This window comes from Pseudomonas sp. Z1-29, assembly GCF_051131995.1.
Taxonomy (GTDB): domain Bacteria; phylum Pseudomonadota; class Gammaproteobacteria; order Pseudomonadales; family Pseudomonadaceae; genus Aquipseudomonas.
The window spans coordinates 1,298,314-1,317,360 of record NZ_CP071645.1 but is presented as its reverse complement, the minus strand read 5'-3'; the positions used below and the strand labels follow the sequence as shown (position 1 = coordinate 1,317,360).

Genomic DNA, 19,047 nt, shown 5'->3' with positions numbered 1-19,047 from the left:
TCAGCGGGTGATGCCGCGGGTCGAAGACAGGATGGAATCGCGGAATATTGCGACTTCCGGAAACTGTGCCGCTGCCTCGGCCAGTTCGGCGAGCGCCTGCTCGACCGTCAGGCCCTGGCGATACACAACCTTGTAGGCGCGACGCAGGGCAGTTATGGCCTCTTCGCTGAAACCACGCCGACGCATGCCTTCGAAGTTCATGCTGCGAGCCTCGGCCGGATTGCCGAACACGGTGACGTAGGCAGGGACGTCCTTGCCGATGGCGGTGCCCATGCCGGAGAAGCTATGGGCGCCAATGTGGCAATACTGGTGGACCAGGGTGAAACCGGACAGGATCGCCCAGTCATCTACGTGCACATGTCCGGCCAACGCGGTGTTGTTGACCAGGATGCAATGGTTGCCAATAACGCTGTCGTGGCCGATGTGGGCATAGGCCATGATCAGGTTGTGGTCGCCCAGCGTCGTTTCGGAACGGTCCTGGACGGTGCCACGGTGAATCGTCACGCCTTCGCGGATCACGTTGTGATCGCCAATCACCAGGCGGGTTTCTTCACCTTTGTACTTGAGGTCGGGCGTGTCCTCGCCTACCGATGAGAACTGGTAGATGCGGTTGTGCCGGCCGATCCGGGTCGGCCCCTTGAGGATCACATGGGGCCCGATCACCGTGCCCTCGCCGATTTCCACACCTGCGCCGATGATCGACCAAGGGCCAACCTCGACATCGGCGGCCAGTACGGCCGTCGGATCGATGATTGCGCGAGGGTCAATCAAACTCATAGCTTGCGTTCCGCACAGATGATTTCAGCGGAGCAGACCGGCTTGCCATCGACCGAAGCCTGGCATTCGAATTTCCAGATCTGGCGCTTGCAACTGATGAACCTGGCTTCGAGGATCAACTGATCGCCCGGAGTGACCGGCTGGCGGAAGCGCAGCTTGTCCGAGCCAACAAAGTAGTAAAGCGTACCGTCGGCAGGCTTCACGTCGAGCATTTTGAAACCAAGGATCCCGGCAGCCTGAGCCATCGCCTCGATGATCAATACGCCCGGCATGATTGGATGCGCGGGGAAGTGACCATTGAAGAAGGGTTCGTTGATGCTGACATTCTTGTAGGCGCGAATGCGCTTGCCTTCAACATCCAGGTCCACGACCCGATCCACCAGCAGGAACGGGTAACGGTGAGGCAGGTATTCGCGAATCTCGTTGATGTCCATCATTTCGGGGGGAAGCCTATGTAAAGATTGGGAGCGCACGATTGACGCGCACCCCGCTAGCAAATCAAGGAAGCCAGGGCCTAGCGGCTGTGCACACTTGATATGGAAATGGTATCAGCCATCTGATGAAGCATTACCGCCAGGGGTCACGTCCCCTACACGCTTTTCCACCTGCTTGAGGCGCCGCGCGATGTCGTCGAGCTGGCGGATACGCGCCGCGCTCTTGCGCCACTCGGCTGCCGGTTGCATGGCTGTGCCGGAAGAATAGGCACCCGGCTCGGTAATCGAGTGGGTCACCATGGTCATTCCGGTCAGGAACACGTTGTCACAGATATCGATATGGCCCACCAGGCCCACGCCACCGGCGAGCATGCAGTGCTTGCCGATTTTGGTACTGCCGGAGATGCCCACGCAGGCGGCCATGGCGGTGTGGTCACCGACCTGGACGTTGTGGGCGATCTGGATCTGGTTGTCGAGCTTGACGCCATTACCAATGACCGTGTCGGCCAGCGCGCCACGGTCGATGGCGGTGTTGACGCCGATCTCCACGTCATCGCCGACGGTTACGCCACCGATCTGGGCAATCTTTTGCCAGACGCCTTTCTCATTGGCAAAACCGAAGCCTTCGCCACCGAGCACTGCGCCAGACTGGATCACTACCCGCTTGCCGATGCGCACATCGTGATACAGCGTCACCCGGGGCGCCAGCCAGCCACCTTCGCCGATCTCGCAGCGCGCGCCGATGAAGCAATGGGCCCCCAGCGTCACACCGGCGCCAATCCGGGCGGCGCCTTCAATCACGACAAACGGGCCAACGCTGGCCGAGGGATCCACCACGGCGTCCGCCGCGATCACCGCACTCGGGTGGATACCGGCAGCCGACTTGGGCTTGGGATCGAACAGATGGGAAATCCGCGCATACGCAAGGTAGGGGTCGGCCACGATCAGCGAATCACCGGCAAACCCTTCGGCATCACCGGCCTTGAGCAACAGCGCGGCAGCCCGGCTATCAGCCAGGTATTTGCGATATTGAGGATTTGCCAGGAAGCTCAACTGAGCTGGGCCAGCCTCTTGCAAAGTGGCTAGCCCAGTGATGACCTTCTCCGGGTCGCCACGCAGGGTGGCGCCGAGGAACTCGGCCAACTGGCCGAGCTTGATAGTCGCTGTCATGGATTACTTCAGCTGATTCATGCGCTCGATAACCTGGCGCGTGATGTCGTACTGAGGCTTGACATCAATCACTGCACCACGCTCGAACACCAGGTCAAAACCACCCTTCTTGATGACTTCTTCCACAGCGCTGTCGAGTTTCGGCTTGAGCTGCTTGAGCATTTCGCGGTCGGCAACGGCTTTCGCTTCGTTCAGTTCCTTGGACTGGAACTGGAAGTCACGGGCCTTTTGCTTGAATTCAAGCTCCAGGCGCTCGCGCTCACCCTGGGCCATTTTGTCGCCACCTGCCACCAGACGATCCTGGATACCCTTGGCGCTGCTTTCCAGGCCTTTGAGCTTGGTCAGTTGCGGGCCGAATTTTTTCTCCGCGTCCACAGCGTATTTCTTCGCCGCGTCGGATTCCAGCAGGGCCATCTGATAGTTCAGGACGGCGATCTTCATGTCGGCAAAAGCCGGACCTGCGACCAGTACGGTCGCCAGGAGAACCAATTGAGTCAACTTACGCACGATGTACTCCTACAAAATCCATTGTCGTTATCTTGGGTCAGACGCTTAGAACGTCTGACCGAGGGAGAATTGGAAAACCTGGGTTTCAGCGTCATCCGGTTTCTTGATCGGCATCGCCAACGCGAAGCTCAACGGGCCTAGCGCGGTGACCCAGGTCACGCCGACGCCGACGGAGCTGGCGAGGTTGCTCAGGCTGATGTCGTTGCACTCTGCGTTGGATGACGTGCCATTGTTGTTAGTAGGCTTATCGCAGCTGGAGTCGAATACGTTACCCACGTCCCAGAATACCGAGGTACGCAGGGAGCGCTGATCCTTGACGAACGGCATCGGGAACAGGAGCTCGGCACCGCCCTGGATCAGGACGTTACCACCGAACGGCAGTGGATCCTGGTCCGGATCCCGGATGGTCCCCTGGTTGCCAGTGACAGCTGCACCTCGGCTCGGGGTACTGCGCGGGCCCAGGGTGCTGTCCTTGAAGCCACGCACCGAGTTGAAACCACCGGCGTAGTAGTTCTCGTAGAACGGCAGGCCGTCGGTCGAACCGTAGCCATCGCCATAACCCAGCTCGGTGTGCAGGCGCATGGTGTAGTTGTCGGACAGCGGCTGGAACAGCTGGCCGCGGTAGTCGAGCTTGAAGAACGACAGGTCGCTGCCAGGCGTGGTGGTTTCCAGGACCAAGCTCTGGGAACGGCCACGGGTCGCCAACACACCCTTGTTCAGGGTCGACTCGGACCAACCAACAGACGCCTTGAAGTTCAGGTACTTGTCGCCCTCTTTCTCGACGAAATCGAAAATTTCGTCAACGGTATAGCGGCCAGTGCTGATCTCGTCCTGCTGGGCGGTGAGGCCGAAGGTCAGGCGCGACGTTTCGCTGATCGGATAGCCGATGTTGACGCCGGCACCCAGGCTGTCCACCGCATAGCTGGAGATGTCAGAGTCGAGCTCGTCGTAGTCGGTGGTGCGATAGAAGGCGTTGTAGCCCAGGCTCACACCGTCGGCAGTCCAGTAGGGGTCCACGTAACCGAAGTTGTAGCGGGTCTGGTACTCGCTGCGGGTCAGGCCCACGCTGACGCGGTTACCGGTACCGAGGAAGTTGTTCTGGGTGATCGAACCACCCAGGATCAGGCCCGCGCTCTGGGCGAAACCGACACTGGCGGTGATCGAACCGGAGGCTTGTTCCTCGACGCTGTAGTTCACATCCACCTGGTCATCGACGCCCGGTACGGCCGGGGTCTCGACGTTGACTTCCTTGAAGAAGCCCAGGCGCTCCAGGCGGGTCTTGGACTGGTCGATCAGGTAGGTCGACGCCCAGCCACCTTCCATCTGGCGCATTTCGCGACGCAGCACTTCGTCCTCGGACTTGGTGTTGCCACGGAAGTTGATGCGGTTGACGTAGGCACGCTTGCCGGGGTCCACGCCGAACGTGATGTCGACGGTATGGTCTTCATCGTGCGGTTGTGGCACGCCGTTCACGTTGGCGAAGGTGTAACCCTCGTTACCCAGGCGGCGAGTGATCAGCTCGGACGTGGTGGTCATCAGCTTGCGCGAGAACACCTGCCCCTTCTGCACCAGCAACAGCGATTTGACCTGGTCTTCCGGAACTTTCAGGTCACCACTGAGCTTGACGTCACGAACGGTGTACTTCTCTCCTTCGTTGACGTTGACAGTGATGTAGACGTGCTTCTTGTCCGGGGTGATGGACACCTGGGTCGAAGCAATGTCCATGTTGATGTAGCCACGGTCCAGGTAGTAGGAACGCAGGCGCTCCAGGTCACCGGAGAGTTTTTCACGAGCGTACTTGTCGTCGTTCTTGAAGAACGACAGCCAGTTGGTGGTCTTGAGTTCGAACAGGTCGATCAGGTCTTCATCCGGGAACACCGTGTTGCCGACCACGTTGATGTGCTGGATGGCGGCGACGGTGCCTTCGTTGATGTTGACCTTCAGGCCGACGCGGTTGCGCGGCTGCGGCACGACTTCGGTGTCGACAGTCGCCGAATAACGGCCCTGGGCAACGTATTGGCGTTGCAGCTCGTTACGGACGCCTTCGAGGGTCGCGCGCTGGAAGATCTCGCCTTCGGCCAGGCCGGATTGCTTGAGGCCTTTCATCAGGTCTTCAGTGGAGATCGCCTTGTTGCCTTCGATCTCGATACTGGCAACCGATGGGCGCTCGACGACCGTGATGACCAGGACATTGCCGTCGCGGCCCAGCTGGATATCTTGAAAGAAGCCGGTCTTGAACAGCGCACGAGTGGATTCCACCAGGCGCCGATCATCCGCCTGCTCGCCGACGTTCAACGGCAAGGCACCAAAGACGCTACCCGCGGAAACCCGCTGGAGGCCGTTGACGCGAATATCAGAGATAGTGAAGGACTCGGCGTGAACTTCGGCGATCATCAATACGGTGAGAACCGCAGTTAGCAGCAGACGTTTCATGAAGTCCTTTCTTATTCCAACTGGCAATAAACAAACTGCCGCAAAATGCGGCAGATTCGCAATTCAGCGAAGCGTTACAGACGACCCAGATCGTTGACCAGAGCAAGCAACATCACCCCGACCACCAAGCTGATACCGATCTGTATCCCCCAACCTTGCACCCGATCCGACAAGGGACGACCACGCGCCCACTCGATCAGATAAAACAGCAGATGCCCCCCATCCAGTACCGGAATGGGCAGCAAATTCAGAACCCCCAGGCTAATGCTCAGATAAGCAAGGAAATTCAGGAAATCAGCGACGCCCGACTGGGCAGAAGCGCCCGCCACTTTAGCAATGGTTATCGGTCCACTCAAGTTTTTTACCGAGAGCTCGCCGAACAACATTTTCTTCAGCGAGTCCAGGGTCAGGACACTCATGGTCCAGGTACGACGCGCACCCTCGCCAATCGCCTCAAGAGGGCCGAAGCTGACCTCGCGGATCATTTCCGGCGGCCACTCGACCGCCTTGACGCCCGCCCCCAGGTAACCGGTCGGCGCCTTGCTTTCGCCACGGGCGGCCAGAGTCACCGGGACGTCGATTGAAGCACCGTCGCGTTCGACGCGCAGCAGGATTTTGGTATCAGGACGTACACGAACCGAATCAACCACCTGTTGCCAGTCATTCACCGACTGGCCATCGAATGCCAGCAATCGGTCGCCGGTTTTCAGACCTGCGGCGTGAGCCGGGCCTTTCGGATCGAGCTCGGCCAGCACAGGCGGCAGCGCCGGACGCCATGGGCGGATCCCCAGGGAACGGATCGGATCCGGCTCGTCGGCGCCCTTGAGCCAGTTGTCGAGAATCAGCTCTCGCGGCGAATCCGCCGTCGAGCCCTGCTCGCGCACCAGCAATTGCAGCGAGCCACTTTCGCCCAGGCGGCGCACCAACTGCAGGTTGACCGCCGCCCAGCCCGAGGTGGGTTCACCATCGATGGCGACAATTTCCTGGCCTGCGCCCAACCCGGCCCGAGCCGCCACGCTGCCGGCCTCTACCGCACCGATGACCGGGCGCACCTGCTCGCTGCCGAGCATTGCCAACGCCCAGAAAAACACCAGGGCCAGCAGGAAATTGGCGATCGGGCCCGCCGCCACGATAGCGATACGCTGACGAACGGTCTTGCGATTGAAAGATTGGTCAAGCTGATCGACAGGCACTTCGCCTTCGCGCTCATCGAGCATCTTGACGTAGCCGCCCAGCGGGATGGCCGCGACGACGAACTCGGTGCCCTGCTTGTCGTGCCAGCGCAGCAAAGGCATGCCGAAGCCAACGGAAAAACGCAGAACCTTGACGCCACAGCGACGCGCGACCCAGAAATGGCCGAATTCGTGAAAAGTGACCAGCACCCCCAGCGCAACCAGGGTGCCGACAATCATATAGAGCGCGCTCATCTGTTTTCTCCACAATCCTGCCCGGGACAACCCTGGCTAAGGTACCGCAGTCTCAACGCCCGTGGCGCTTCAACCAATGGCCCGCCAGCTCACGAGCCCTGGCGTCGACGGTAAATACCGCATCGAGATCATCAAGCGAAACCACGGCCTCGAGATTCAAGACCTCCTCGATGATACTCGCGATCTCGAGGTAACGGACACGCCCATCGAGAAACGCTGCGACCGCCACTTCGTTGGCCGCGTTAAGCATGGCCGGGGCACTGTCGCCGGCCTCGGCCGCCTGCCGAGCCAGGCGCAGGCAAGGAAACCGCTGCTCATCGGGCGCCTGGAAATCCAGACGGGCGATGGCAAACAGGTCCAGCGGCGCCACCCCCGAATCGATCCGCTCCGGCCAGGCCAGCGCATTGGCGATCGGCGTGCGCATGTCCGGGTTCCCCAGCTGGGCGAGGACCGAACCATCGACATAATCCACCAGGGAGTGGATCACGCTTTGTGGATGGATTACCACCTCGACCTGGGACGGCCGGGCATCGAACAGCCAGCAGGCCTCGATCAGCTCCAGCCCCTTGTTCATCATGCTGGCGGAGTCCACGGATATCTTGCGTCCCATGGACCAGTTCGGGTGGGCGCAAGCCTGCTCGGGCGAAACATGCACCAATTCTTCCAGGGGTGTCTGCCGGAATGGGCCGCCAGACGCTGTCAGAAGAATCCGCCGAACGCCGACCGCCCCCAGGCCGCGGGAAAAATCCTGCGGCATGCATTGGAAAATCGCATTGTGTTCGCTGTCGATGGGCAGCAGTACCGAGCCGCTTTTGCGCACCGCCTGCATGAACAGTGCACCGGACATCACCAGCGCTTCCTTGTTCGCCAGCAGGATTTTCTTGCCAGCCTCCACCGCCGCCAGCGTCGGACGCAAGCCAGCCGCCCCGACGATTGCCGCCATCACGGCGTCGACTTCAGGGTCGGAAGCCACCTGGCAAAGGCCCTCCTCGCCCACCAGCACACGAGTTTGCAGGCCAGCGGCGCGCAGGTCGTCCTGCAGCGCCCGCGCCACATCGGCATGTGGCACCACGGCAAAGCGCGGCGTGTGGCGGATGCACAGCGCCAGCAGCTCGCTCAGACGGGTGAAGCCACTGAGAGCGAATACCTGATAGCGCTCCGGATGGCGACCGATGACATCAAGGGTACTCAGTCCGATGGAGCCCGTGGCCCCCAGAACGGTAATCTGCTGAGGACGACTCACGGTGCCGCCATCCACAACAGCACGGCGAAGATCGGGATCGCGGCGGTCAGGCTGTCGATACGGTCCAGTACACCACCGTGGCCCGGCAGCAGGTTACTGCTGTCCTTGACCCCGGACTGACGCTTGAACATGCTTTCGGTCAGGTCGCCGACGACCGATACGAAAACCACCAGGGCCGCGCCGAACAGGCCCATCAGCAATTGCGCGACGGTCCAGTCCCGCACAAAACCGACAACGGCGGTAATGACCAGGCTCAGGGCCAGGCCACCGTAGACACCTTCCCAGCTTTTGCCCGGACTGACTTTCGGCGCCAGCTTGCGCTTGCCAAAGGCACGACCGGAGAAATAGGCGCCAACGTCAGCCCCCCAGACCAGCACCATCACCGCCATGATCTGCCAGTTGCCCAGTGCGCCCTGCTTGATCCAGATCAGCCCTTGCCAGGCCGGCAGCAGGATCAACAGGCCGATCATCAGCTTGGTCGCGGCATTGGCCCAGTGGTGCGTAGTGCGTGGATAGGTCAGCACCAGGAAGGTTGCCGTCGCCCACCACAGCACTGCCGCCCCCAGCACCCACGGCGCGATGCCAGGCACGAGGTACATGATGAACAGCATGGCGGCGACCACTGCCGCGTAGATCATGCGCGCCGACTGCGCAGCAAAACCTGCCAGCCGCGCCCATTCCCAGGCGCCCAGCGTCACGACCAGGCCGATGAACAGGGCGAAGCCGGCTCCTTCAAGCAGGAAAAAGCCAGCCAAGGCGATGGGCAACAGGATCAGGGCGGTGATGATTCGTTGTTTGAGCATTAAACCCGGGCTCCAGCTTCGATCTGCTCGCTCGTTTTACCGAAACGACGCTGACGGGAAGCGAAATCGGCCAGCGCAGTGCGCATGGCTTCGTGTTTGAAGTCCGGCCAGAACAGGTCGGAGAAGTACAGCTCGGCGTAAGCCAGCTGCCAGAGGAGGAAATTGCTGATGCGATGTTCGCCACCGGTGCGGATGCACAGATCCGGCAACGGCAGGTCGCCGGTTGCCAGGCAGGTTTGCAACAGCTCGGGCGTGATGTCTTCGGGCCGCAGGTGACCGGCCTGGACTTCCCGCGCCAGGCGCTGCGCCGCCTGGGCGATATCCCACTGACCGCCGTAATTGGCGGCAATCTGCAGAACGAACCGATCGGCGCCAGCCGTGGCGGTCTCGGCTTCGCGCATCGCAGCCTGCAGTTCCGGATGAAAGCGCGAGCGATCACCGATGATCCGCAGACTGATCCGGTTCTCGTCGAGGCGCTTGGCTTCACGCCGCAATGCCTTGAGGAAGAGGTCCATCAAGGCGCTGACCTCGTCAGCCGGACGCTGCCAGTTTTCGCTGGAAAACGCGAACAGGGTGAGCACCTCGACCCCGGCCTCGGCACACACCTCAATGACCGCCCGAACCGCGTCGACCCCGGCTTTATGCCCGGCAACACCGGGCATAAAGCGCTTCTTGGCCCAGCGGTTATTGCCGTCCATGATGATCGCCACATGGCGCGGTACCGCGAACGGCACGGCCTGCTTGGTCTTATCCATGAAAACGAGACCCTTATACGGCCATCAGGTCTTTTTCTTTCTCGTCCGTAGCCTTGCTGATCTGGGCCTCGGATTCTTTGGTCAGCTTATCGATATCAGCGATGGCACGACGCTCTTCGTCTTCACTGATTTCCTTGTCCTTGACCAGCTTCTTCAGCTCACCCAACGCGTCACGACGGATATTGCGCACGGCAACACGCGCGTCTTCCGCGGCGCTACGGGCCTGTTTCGTGAAGCCTTTGCGCGTTTCCTCGGTGAGGGCCGGCATCGGGATCAGCAGCAGCTCACCGAGGTTGGTTGGGTTGAGGTTCAAACCGGCGCTCTGGATCGCCTTGTCTACAGCGGCGAGCATGTTGCGCTCGAAAGCCACGACCTGCAGGGTGCGCGAGTCTTTCACGGTGACGTTGGCGACGCTGCTCAGCGGCGTGTCAGTGCCGTAGTAAGGCACCATGACGCTGCCGAGGATGCTCGGGTGAGCCTTGCCGGTACGAATCTGGCCGAATGCGTGGCTCAGAGACTCCAGGGATTTCTGCATGCGCTCTTGAGCGTCTTTCTTGATGTCGTTGATCATTGCTTGCCTTCCTCGATCAGTGTTCCTTCGGCGCCACCGTGCACGATGTTGAGCAGGGCCCCGGGTTTGTTCATGTTGAAAACGCGCAGCGGCATCTTGTGGTCGCGGCACAGGCAAATAGCGGTCAGGTCCATTACACCCAGCTTGCGATCCAGCACTTCATCGTAGGTCAGATGATCGAACTTCTCGGCATGCGGGTCTTTGAACGGGTCAGCGGTGTACACGCCATCCACCTTGGTAGCCTTGAGCACGACATCGGCGTCGATCTCGATCGCTCGCAGGCACGCGGCCGAATCCGTGGTGAAGAACGGATTGCCGGTACCCGCGGCAAAAATCACCACCTCCTTGGAATTGAGGTGGCGCATGGCCTTGCGGCGATCGTAGTGATCGGTCACGCCAACCATGGAAATCGCCGACATCACGATCGCGGAGATATTGGCACGCTCCAGCGCGTCGCGCATAGCCAGGGCGTTCATCACAGTGGCCAGCATGCCCATGTGGTCGCCCGTGACCCGATCCATGCCCGCCGCGCTCAGCGCCGCGCCACGGAACAAGTTGCCGCCGCCGATGACCAGGCCGACCTGAACGCCGATCCCGACCAACTGGCCCACTTCCAGGGCCATGCGATCCAGCACTTTCGGGTCGATCCCGAACTCTTCCGAGCCCATCAGGGCCTCGCCGCTAAGCTTGAGTAGAATGCGTTTATAGCGAGCCTGATAACCACTGCCCTGCTGAGCCATTGCGAATCTCTCCTGCGGCGTATTTTTCAAAAAATTCTGTTGCGGGCTGTTTGCAGCCTGCGTTCACTCTAGCTTGACGCTGACACAGCGCCATCGGAACACGGCTTTGTAAGCCAGTTCCGACAGGAAACCAATATAAATCGGCATCCTTATCCGAAAAGAGGCTGCGCGCGTGAGCGGGCAGCCTCTTCAGGGCGACAGTTATACAAACTATCTTATTGCTTGCTGGCAGCCAGCTGAGCAGCCACTTCTTCAGCGAAGTTGTCTACTGGCTTCTCGATGCCTTCGCCCACTTTGAAGTAGGTGAAGGAAACGATTTCAGCGCCGCCCTTCTTGGCCAGTTCACCGACCTTGATTTCAGGGTTCTTGACGAACGCCTGCTCAACCAGGCTGGCTTCAGCCAGGAACTTGGTGATACGACCGGCAACCATTTTTTCAACGATTTCGGCTGGCTTGCCTTTGATCTTGTCTTCGTTGAGCTGCATGAACACAGCTTTTTCACGCTCGATGGCGTCAGCGGAAACTTCCGACGGCAGCAGGAACTCAGGATTGCTGGCAGCGACGTGCATTGCGATGTCTTTGGCCAGCTCGACGTTGCCGCCTTTGAGGGCCACAACAACACCGATCTTGTTGCCGTGCAGGTAAGAACCGACAACATCGCCTTCGACGCGAACCAGACGACGGATGTTGACGTTTTCGCCTACTTTGGCAACCAGGGCTTCACGAGCCGATTCCTGAGCGGCGATCAGCGGAGCTGCGTCGGTCAGTTTGTCGGCGAATGCTTTTTCGACGCTGGCGGCAACGAATGCCTTGAAGTCGTCTTGCAGGGCCAGGAAGTCGGTCTGCGAGTTGACTTCGATGATAACGGCAGCTTTACCGTCATCCTTGATGCCGATCGCGCCTTCAGCGGCAATGTTGCCGGCTTTCTTGGCAGCCTTGATGGCGCCCGAAGCGCGCATGTCATCAATGGCTTTCTCGATGTCGCCGCCAGCCTTGGTCAAGGCTTTCTTGCAGTCCATCATGCCTTCGCCGGTACGCTCGCGCAGTTCTTTGACCAACGCTGCAGTAATCTCTGCCATTTCAAAATCCTCTTGGATAGGTTTTCAACCATTCCACCCGACCGAACGGGCGATCAATTCTTCCTGAAAAACCACTGCTTATAGACCGCTGCAGGTTACAAACAGGTAGCTGCGCTGGCGACAAGTGGTTTTCGAGGTGGCAAAAAGGGGGCCAAGCCCCCTTTTTGCTTACTGAGTCAACGCCAGGGCGTCAATTACTCAGCGGCTGCTGCCGGAGCTTCTTCAGCGAAGACTTCGGTGCCGCCATTTACATTGTTGCGACCACGGATGACAGCGTCAGCCATCGAACCCATGTACAGCTGGATGGCGCGGATGGCGTCATCGTTGCCTGGGATGATGTAGTCAACGCCTTCCGGGCTGCTGTTGGTATCGACAACGCCGATGACCGGGATACCCAGCTTGTTGGCTTCGGTGATCGCGATGCGCTCGTGGTCAACGTCGATCACGAACAGCGCGTCAGGCAGACCGCCCATGTCCTTGATACCGCCCAGGGAGCGGTCCAGCTTCTCAAGATCACGAGTGCGCATCAGCGCTTCTTTCTTGGTCAGCTTGGCGAAAGTACCGTCTTCGGACTGGACTTCAAGGTCACGCAGACGCTTGATGGAAGCGCGAATGGTCTTGAAGTTGGTCAGCATGCCGCCCAACCAGCGGTGATCGACGTACGGCGAACCGCAACGTGCTGCTTCTTCAGCAACGATCTTGCCAGCGGAACGCTTGGTGCCGACGAACAGAATCTTGTTTTTGCCCTGGGCCAGGCGCTCTACGAAGGTCAGTGCTTCGTTGAACATCGGCAGGGTTTTTTCAAGGTTGATGATGTGGATCTTGTTGCGCGCGCCGAAAATGTACTTGCCCATTTTCGGGTTCCAGTAACGGGTCTGGTGGCCGAAGTGCACACCGGCCTTCAGCATATCGCGCATGTTGACTTGGGACATGATAGTTCCTTGATAAGTCGGGTTTGGCCTCCACGTATCCCAATGACCAACCAGCGACTGTAAAAGCCGAAGGCACCCAGGTCATCGTGTCGACACGTGTGTGGATTTAAGCTTACGGGGTCATCCCCGGAAAGCGGCGCATTTTATACCACAGCAAGGATTAAAACGAAACCCGGATTCTGAAAACCTGGCGAAGCGCTTGCACGCCGCCCGTTCATTGCCTGGGAATACGCACCCTTATAGAGAGAAGCGATGCACGCGGGCGCGGATTTGCGCTGATCGTCTGGTAGAATCGCCTTTTTCAGGGCCGCAACGACATCATCCGCCGCCCATTTCGTTTTGAACAGCGCCGTCGGGCGCAGAGAGAGCCTGTATGACCGTCACCCTCAAGACTCCCGAGGACATCGCCAAAATGCGTGTCGCCGGCAAACTCGCCGCCGAAGTGCTGGAAATGATCGCCGACTACGTCAAGCCGGGCGTCACCACCGAAGAGCTGGACCGCATCTGCCACGACTACATCGTCAACGAGCAGAAGGCCATCCCGGCTCCGCTCAACTATAAAGGCTTCCCGAAGTCGATCTGCACCTCGATCAACCACGTGGTCTGCCACGGCATCCCCAACGAGAAACCGTTGAAGGATGGCGACACCCTGAACATCGACGTCACCGTCATCAAGGACGGCTACCACGGCGATACCAGCCGCATGTTCCACGTCGGCAACGTACCGGAGTGGGCCGAGCGCCTGTCCAAGGTCACCCAGGAATGCATGTACATGGCCATCGAACTGGTGAAGCCGGGCTGCCGCCTGGGTGATATCGGCGAAGTGATCCAGAAGCATGCGCAGAAAAACGGTTTTTCGGTGGTGCGTGAATTCTGCGGCCACGGCATCGGCAAGGTGTTCCACGAAGAACCGCAGATCCTCCACTACGGCCGCGCCGGTACCGGCATGGAACTGCAGGCGGGCATGACCTTCACCATCGAACCGATGATCAACCAGGGCCGCGCCGACACCAAGGTACTGGGCGACGGCTGGACCGCCATCACCAAGGATCGCAAGCTGTCGGCGCAGTGGGAGCACACACTGCTGGTCACCGAGACTGGCTACGAGATCTTCACCCTGCGCAGCGATGACACCATTCCCCGTGTTTCCGCCTGATCAGAACCCAGCCTGACCGATCCGATAGATATAGATAGAAAGGAAAGCCATTCAATGCCGCAGGTGGATCCCGAACTCTTCGACCGCGGCCAGTTCCAGGCTGAACTGGCCCTGAAGGCAAGCCCCATCTCGGCATTCAAGAAGGCGATCCGCCAGGCCCACGAAGTGCTCGACCAGCGCTTTCGCAGTGGCCGTGATATTCGTCGGCTGATCGAGGACCGCGCCTGGTTCGTCGACAACATCCTGCAAAAGGCCTGGGAGCAATTCAACTGGAGCGAGGACGCCGACATCGCCCTGGTGGCCGTGGGCGGCTACGGGCGCGGCGAACTGCACCCCTACTCCGATATCGATCTGCTGATCCTGCTGGAGAGCGCCGACCACGAGATTTTCCGTGATTCCATCGAGCGTTTCCTCACGCTGCTGTGGGACATCGGCCTGGAAGTCGGCCAGAGCGTGCGTTCGGTGCAGGAATGCGCCGACGAGGCCCGCGCCGACCTCACGGTGATCACCAACCTGATGGAAAGCCGCACCATTGCCGGCCCCGAGCGCTTGCGCCAGCGCATGCTCGACGTCACCAGCACGGCGCACATGTGGCCGAGCAAGGACTTCTTCCTCGCCAAGCGCGCCGAGCAGAAGGCTCGCCATCACAAGTACAACGATACCGAGTACAACCTGGAACCCAACGTCAAAGGCTCGCCAGGCGGGCTGCGGGACATCCAGACCATCCTGTGGGTCGCCCGTCGCCAGTACGGCACGCTGAACCTGCGCGCACTGGCCGGCGAAGGCTTCCTGGTGGAAAGCGAGAACGCCTTGCTGGCCTCCTCCCAGGAATTCCTCTGGAAGGTCCGCTACGCGTTGCACATGCTCGCCGGGCGCTCCGAGGATCGCCTGCTGTTCGATCACCAGCGCTCCATCGCCGGCCTGCTGGGTTTCGAAGGCCAGGACGCCAAGCAGTCCATCGAAAACTTCATGCAGCAGTACTATCGCGTGGTGATGAGCATCGCCCAGCTCAGCGAACTGATCATCCAGCACTTCGAAGAAGTGATCCTCGCGCCGGAAGACGAGGCGCCGCCGCAGCCGATCAATTCCCGGTTCCAGTTGCACGACGGCTACATCGAGGCGCGCCACGCCAACGTGTTTCGCCGCACGCCGTTCGCCATGCTCGAGATTTTCGTGCTCATGGCCCAGCAGCCGGAAATCAAGGGCGTGCGCGCCGACACCATCCGCCTGCTGCGGGAAAACCGTCACTTGATCGATGACGACTTCCGCCACGATATTCGCAACACCAGCCTGTTCATCGAACTGTTCAAGTGCAAGATCGGCGTGCACCGCAACCTGCGGCGCATGAACCGCTATGGGATCCTCGGACGTTACCTGCCGGAGTTCGGCTACATCGTCGGGCAGATGCAGCACGACTTGTTCCACATCTATACGGTCGATGCGCACACGCTGAACCTGATCAAACACCTGCGCAAGTTGCAGTACACCCAGGTGTCGGAGAAATTCCCGCTGGCCAGCAAGCTCATGGCCAAGCTGCCCAAGCCTGAGCTCATCTACATGGCGGGGCTGTATCACGACATCGGCAAGGGCCGCCAAGGCGACCATTCGGAGATTGGCGCGGTGGATGCTGAGGCGTTCTGCCAGCGGCACCAGTTGCCGGTGTGGGACAGCCGGCTGATCGTCTGGCTGGTGCAGAACCACCTGGTGATGTCGACCACCGCCCAGCGCAAGGATTTGTCCGACCCGCAGGTGATCCACGATTTTGCCCAGGCGGTGGGCGATGAAACCCGCCTGGATTATCTCTACGTGCTGACCGTGGCCGACATCAACGCCACCAACCCGACCCTGTGGAATTCCTGGCGCGCCAGCCTGTTGCGCCAGTTGTACACCGAGACCAAGCGTGCCCTGCGCCGTGGTCTGGAGAACCCGGTGGATCGCGAAGAACAGATCCGCCGCACCCAGAGCGCGGCTCTGGACATCCTGGTACGCGGCGGCACCGATCCGGATGATGTCGAGCAACTCTGGTCGCAACTGGGCGATGACTACTTCCTGCGCCACACCGCCGGCGATGTGGCCTGGCACACCGATGCGATTCTCCAGCAGCCGGCCGATGGCGGTCCGCTGGTATTGATCAAGGAAACCACCCAGCGCGAATTCGAGGGCGGTACGCAGATCTTCATCTACGCCCCCGACCAGCACGATTTCTTCGCCGTGACCGTGGCGGCGATGGACCAGCTCAACCTCAACATCCATGACGCCCGAGTCATCACGTCCAGCAGCCAGTTCACCCTCGACACCTACATCGTGCTCGACACTGACGGCGACTCGATCGGCGACAACCCGGCGCGGGTCAAGCAGATTCGCGACGGTCTCACCGAAGCCCTGCGCAACCCCGCGGACTACCCGACCATCATCCAGCGCCGGGTGCCGCGCCAGCTCAAGCATTTCGCCTTTGCGCCGCAGGTAACGATCCACAACGACGCACAGCGCCAGGTCACCGTGCTGGAACTCAGCGCGCCGGACCGCCCGGGCCTGCTGGCGCGGGTCGGCCATATTTTCCTGGAATTCGATCTGTCGCTGCAGAACGCCAAGATCGCGACCCTCGGCGAGCGGGTGGAAGACGTATTCTTCATCACCGACGCCCATAACCAGCCGCTGTCCGACCCGCAGCTGTGCAGCCGTTTGCAGGAAGCGATCGTGCGGCACCTGAGCGTCAACCAGGAACCCGACATCAACCTGACGCGCATCAGCATCTGAACGAACATATCCCCCTGTGGGAGCGAGCCTGCTCGCGAAAGCCGCGGATCAGTCAATGATTTTATCGACTGACACAGCGTATTCGCGAGCAGGCTCGCTCTCACAAGGGGCAGTGCCCACATTGAACGAGGCCCCCGATGAACAACGCCCTGTCCCAGCTCCAGCCCTACCCGTTCGAGAAGCTTCGCGCCTTGCTCGGCAGCGTCACGCCCAATCCGGACAAGCGCCCGATCGCGTTGTCCATCGGCGAACCCAAGCATCGCTCACCCACTTTTGTGGCTGAAGCCCTGGCCGGCAGTCTGGAAAAAATGGCGGTGTACCCGACCACCCTTGGCATTCCCGAGCTGCGCGAAGCCATCACCGGTTGGTGCGAGCGCCGCTTCAACGTGCCAGACGGCTGGCTCGATCCGGCGCGCCATGTGCTGCCGGTCAACGGTACCCGTGAAGCCTTGTTCGCCTTCACCCAGACCGTGGTCAACCGTGGCGATGACGCCCTGGTCGTCAGCCCGAACCCCTTCTATCAGATCTACGAAGGCGCAGCGTTCCTGGCCGGAGCCAAGCCACACTACCTGCCATGCCTGGACACGAACGGCTTCAACCCGGATTTCGATGCCGTCTCGCCGGATATCTGGAAACGCTGCCAGATCCTGTTCCTCTGCTCCCCGGGCAATCCGACCGGCGCCTTGATTCCGGTGGACGTGCTGAAGAAGCTCATCGCCCTGGCTGACGAGCACGACTTCGTCATCGCCGCGGACGAGTGCTACAGCGAGCTCTACTTCGACGAACAGACCCCGCCGCCAGGCCTGCTCAGCGCCTGCGTCGAACTGGGTCGCAAGGACTTCAAGCGCTGCGTGGTGTTCCACAGCCTGTCCAAGCGCTCCAACCTGCCGGGCCTGCGCTCCGGTTTCGTTGCTGGCGACGCCGACATCCTCAAGGGCTTTTTGCTCTACCGCACCTATCACGGTTGCGCGATGCCGGTTCAGACCCAATTGGCGAGCATTGCCGCGTGGAACGACGAGGTGCACGTCCGGGCCAACCGCGCGCTGTACCGGGAGAAATTCGACGCGGTGCTGGAAATCCTCAGCCCGGTGCTCGACGTGCAACGCCCCGATGGCAGCTTCTACCTGTGGCCGAACGTGGCCGGCGACGACGCGGCATTCTGCCGTGACCTGTTCGAACAGGAACACGTGACGGTCGTCCCAGGCTCGTACCTGTCGCGCGATGTGGACGGCGTCAACCCCGGCGCCGGCCGCGTGCGCATGGCCCTGGTCGCGCCATTGGCCGAATGCGTGGAAGCGGCGGAACGAATCCGCGCATTCATCCAGCGCCGGGGTTGATGGCTCTATCGAGCCGAAACGGACCGCTGTCGTGGCGAGGGAGCTTGCTCCCGTTGGGCTGCGAAGCGGCCCTAAAGCAGACAACTCAATCTGTCTGATGTATTCCGTTGGATCGTTGCCACGCTCTGCGTGGGAACGATCCATACAACACGCTGCCCATACAGCAAATTGCGGTCATGGGCTGTTGCTTGTGAATGCTTGCAAAAGTCCCACCACGGGACTACATTCTCACCCATGAGAATTATCGCCCTCAGTCATCTGAAAGCCTTTTGGGAGAAATACCCAGATTCCGAACAGCAGCTTAAGGCTTGGCTTGACGATGCCAAAAAAGCCACTTGGACCAACCCAAACGACATCAAGGCGCAATACGGTAACGCAAGCATTCTCAAGAGTCGCCGCGTGGTGTTCAACATCAAGGGTAACGACTACCGCCTGGTGATCGCCATTGCCTACCGCTTCGGCGCTGTGTACATCAAGTTTGTCGGCACTCATCGCCGGTACGATGAGATCGACGCAAACACCGTGGAAATGGAGTAATCATCATGAACATTCGCCCAATCCGCACCGATGAAGAATACCGGGTAGCTCTCAAAGAGATCTCTCCCCTGTTTGAGAATGAGCCTGAACCTGGCACCCCGGAAGGCGATGTTTTCGAAGTCATGGTCACTCTGATCGAGGCATATGAAGCCAAGCATTTCCCGGTGGATCTGCCCGACCCAATTGAAGCCATCAAGTTTCGCATGGAGCAATCCGGACTCACCGCGGCCGATCTTGCTCCCGCTATCGGAAAAACGAACCGCGTATACGAGGTGCTCAACCGTAAGCGCTCGTTAACTCTGCCCATGATCTGGAAGCTTCACGATATGTTCGGCATCCCAGCAGAAAGCCTGATAAAGCCAGTAAAAGCTGCCTGATACTAGCCCGGC

General features: G+C 60.2%; 18 protein-coding genes. 5 read left to right on the top strand and 13 right to left on the bottom strand.

Annotated features, from left to right (window positions below; translation table 11 throughout):
- From lpxA to rpsB, 13 genes are all read right to left on the bottom strand, one after another.
- A complete protein-coding gene (gene lpxA / locus J3P84_RS06145; RefSeq protein WP_434572124.1) occupies nucleotides 1–777 on the bottom strand; it encodes an acyl-ACP--UDP-N-acetylglucosamine O-acyltransferase in 777 nt (258 codons plus the stop codon).
- The gene (gene fabZ, locus J3P84_RS06140; protein ID WP_008154051.1) at nucleotides 774–1,214 is read right to left on the bottom strand and encodes a 3-hydroxyacyl-ACP dehydratase FabZ; all 441 of its coding nucleotides are present in this window, start codon (nucleotides 1,212–1,214) and stop codon (nucleotides 774–776) included. The genes lpxA and fabZ overlap by 4 nt, the downstream gene beginning before the upstream one ends.
- Before the next feature lie 111 nt (nucleotides 1,215–1,325).
- Nucleotides 1,326–2,381, bottom strand: a complete 1,056-nt coding sequence (gene lpxD / locus J3P84_RS06135) for a UDP-3-O-(3-hydroxymyristoyl)glucosamine N-acyltransferase (protein ID WP_434628707.1) — start codon at nucleotides 2,379–2,381, stop codon at nucleotides 1,326–1,328.
- 3 nt (nucleotides 2,382–2,384) lie between these two features.
- Nucleotides 2,385–2,888 carry an OmpH family outer membrane protein gene (locus J3P84_RS06130; RefSeq protein ID WP_003184901.1) on the bottom strand — a complete coding sequence of 168 codons (504 nt, stop codon included), beginning with the start codon at nucleotides 2,886–2,888 and terminating at the stop codon, nucleotides 2,385–2,387.
- Between the two features lie 45 nt (nucleotides 2,889–2,933).
- On the bottom strand, nucleotides 2,934–5,321 hold the full coding sequence (gene bamA / locus J3P84_RS06125) for an outer membrane protein assembly factor BamA (RefSeq protein ID WP_434628705.1): 2,388 nt from the start codon (nucleotides 5,319–5,321) through the stop codon (nucleotides 2,934–2,936).
- 74 nt (nucleotides 5,322–5,395) lie between these two features.
- Nucleotides 5,396–6,748 carry an RIP metalloprotease RseP gene (gene rseP / locus J3P84_RS06120; protein WP_434572117.1) on the bottom strand — a complete coding sequence of 451 codons (1,353 nt, stop codon included), beginning with the start codon at nucleotides 6,746–6,748 and terminating at the stop codon, nucleotides 5,396–5,398.
- A 52-nt stretch (nucleotides 6,749–6,800) separates the two neighbouring features.
- Nucleotides 6,801–7,991 (bottom strand): 1-deoxy-D-xylulose-5-phosphate reductoisomerase, encoded by a 1,191-nt coding sequence (gene ispC, locus J3P84_RS06115; protein WP_434628703.1) that lies wholly within the window; start codon nucleotides 7,989–7,991, stop codon nucleotides 6,801–6,803.
- A complete protein-coding gene (locus J3P84_RS06110; RefSeq protein ID WP_434572113.1) occupies nucleotides 7,988–8,794 on the bottom strand; it encodes a phosphatidate cytidylyltransferase in 807 nt (268 codons plus the stop codon). The genes ispC and J3P84_RS06110 overlap by 4 nt, the downstream gene beginning before the upstream one ends.
- Complete coding sequence (gene uppS / locus J3P84_RS06105; RefSeq protein WP_305499090.1) at nucleotides 8,794–9,549, bottom strand: polyprenyl diphosphate synthase; 756 nt, start codon at nucleotides 9,547–9,549, stop codon at nucleotides 8,794–8,796. Before uppS ends, J3P84_RS06110 begins: the two co-directional genes overlap by 1 nt.
- Nucleotides 9,550–9,562: 13 nt before the next feature.
- Nucleotides 9,563–10,120, bottom strand: a complete 558-nt coding sequence (frr, locus tag J3P84_RS06100; protein WP_305499089.1) for a ribosome recycling factor — start codon at nucleotides 10,118–10,120, stop codon at nucleotides 9,563–9,565.
- A complete protein-coding gene (gene pyrH, locus J3P84_RS06095; protein WP_039591983.1) occupies nucleotides 10,117–10,860 on the bottom strand; it encodes a UMP kinase in 744 nt (247 codons plus the stop codon). The genes frr and pyrH overlap by 4 nt, the downstream gene beginning before the upstream one ends.
- Nucleotides 10,861–11,075: 215 nt before the next feature.
- Nucleotides 11,076–11,939 carry a translation elongation factor Ts gene (gene tsf / locus J3P84_RS06090; protein ID WP_024619613.1) on the bottom strand — a complete coding sequence of 288 codons (864 nt, stop codon included), beginning with the start codon at nucleotides 11,937–11,939 and terminating at the stop codon, nucleotides 11,076–11,078.
- A 194-nt stretch (nucleotides 11,940–12,133) separates the two neighbouring features.
- Entirely contained in the window at nucleotides 12,134–12,871 is a 738-nt protein-coding gene (gene rpsB / locus J3P84_RS06085) for a 30S ribosomal protein S2 (RefSeq protein ID WP_003198231.1), read from the bottom strand.
- 373 nt (nucleotides 12,872–13,244) lie between these two features.
- Between rpsB and map the strand changes: the two genes are divergently transcribed.
- From map to J3P84_RS06060, 5 genes are all read left to right on the top strand, one after another.
- Nucleotides 13,245–14,027 (top strand): type I methionyl aminopeptidase, encoded by a 783-nt coding sequence (map, locus tag J3P84_RS06080; RefSeq protein WP_030139491.1) that lies wholly within the window; start codon nucleotides 13,245–13,247, stop codon nucleotides 14,025–14,027.
- Nucleotides 14,028–14,081: 54 nt separating this feature from the next.
- Nucleotides 14,082–16,784: a [protein-PII] uridylyltransferase gene (locus J3P84_RS06075; protein WP_305499088.1), complete on the top strand. Its 2,703-nt coding sequence runs from the start codon at nucleotides 14,082–14,084 to the stop codon at nucleotides 16,782–16,784.
- Between the two features lie 137 nt (nucleotides 16,785–16,921).
- Entirely contained in the window at nucleotides 16,922–18,121 is a 1,200-nt protein-coding gene (gene dapC, locus J3P84_RS06070) for a succinyldiaminopimelate transaminase (RefSeq protein WP_434628700.1), read from the top strand.
- A 234-nt stretch (nucleotides 18,122–18,355) separates the two neighbouring features.
- The gene (locus tag J3P84_RS06065) at nucleotides 18,356–18,658 is read left to right on the top strand and encodes a type II toxin-antitoxin system HigB family toxin (protein ID WP_434628698.1); all 303 of its coding nucleotides are present in this window, start codon (nucleotides 18,356–18,358) and stop codon (nucleotides 18,656–18,658) included.
- Between the two features lie 5 nt (nucleotides 18,659–18,663).
- Complete coding sequence (locus tag J3P84_RS06060; protein WP_434628696.1) at nucleotides 18,664–19,035, top strand: helix-turn-helix domain-containing protein; 372 nt, start codon at nucleotides 18,664–18,666, stop codon at nucleotides 19,033–19,035.
- Nucleotides 19,036–19,047 lie beyond the last annotated feature (12 nt).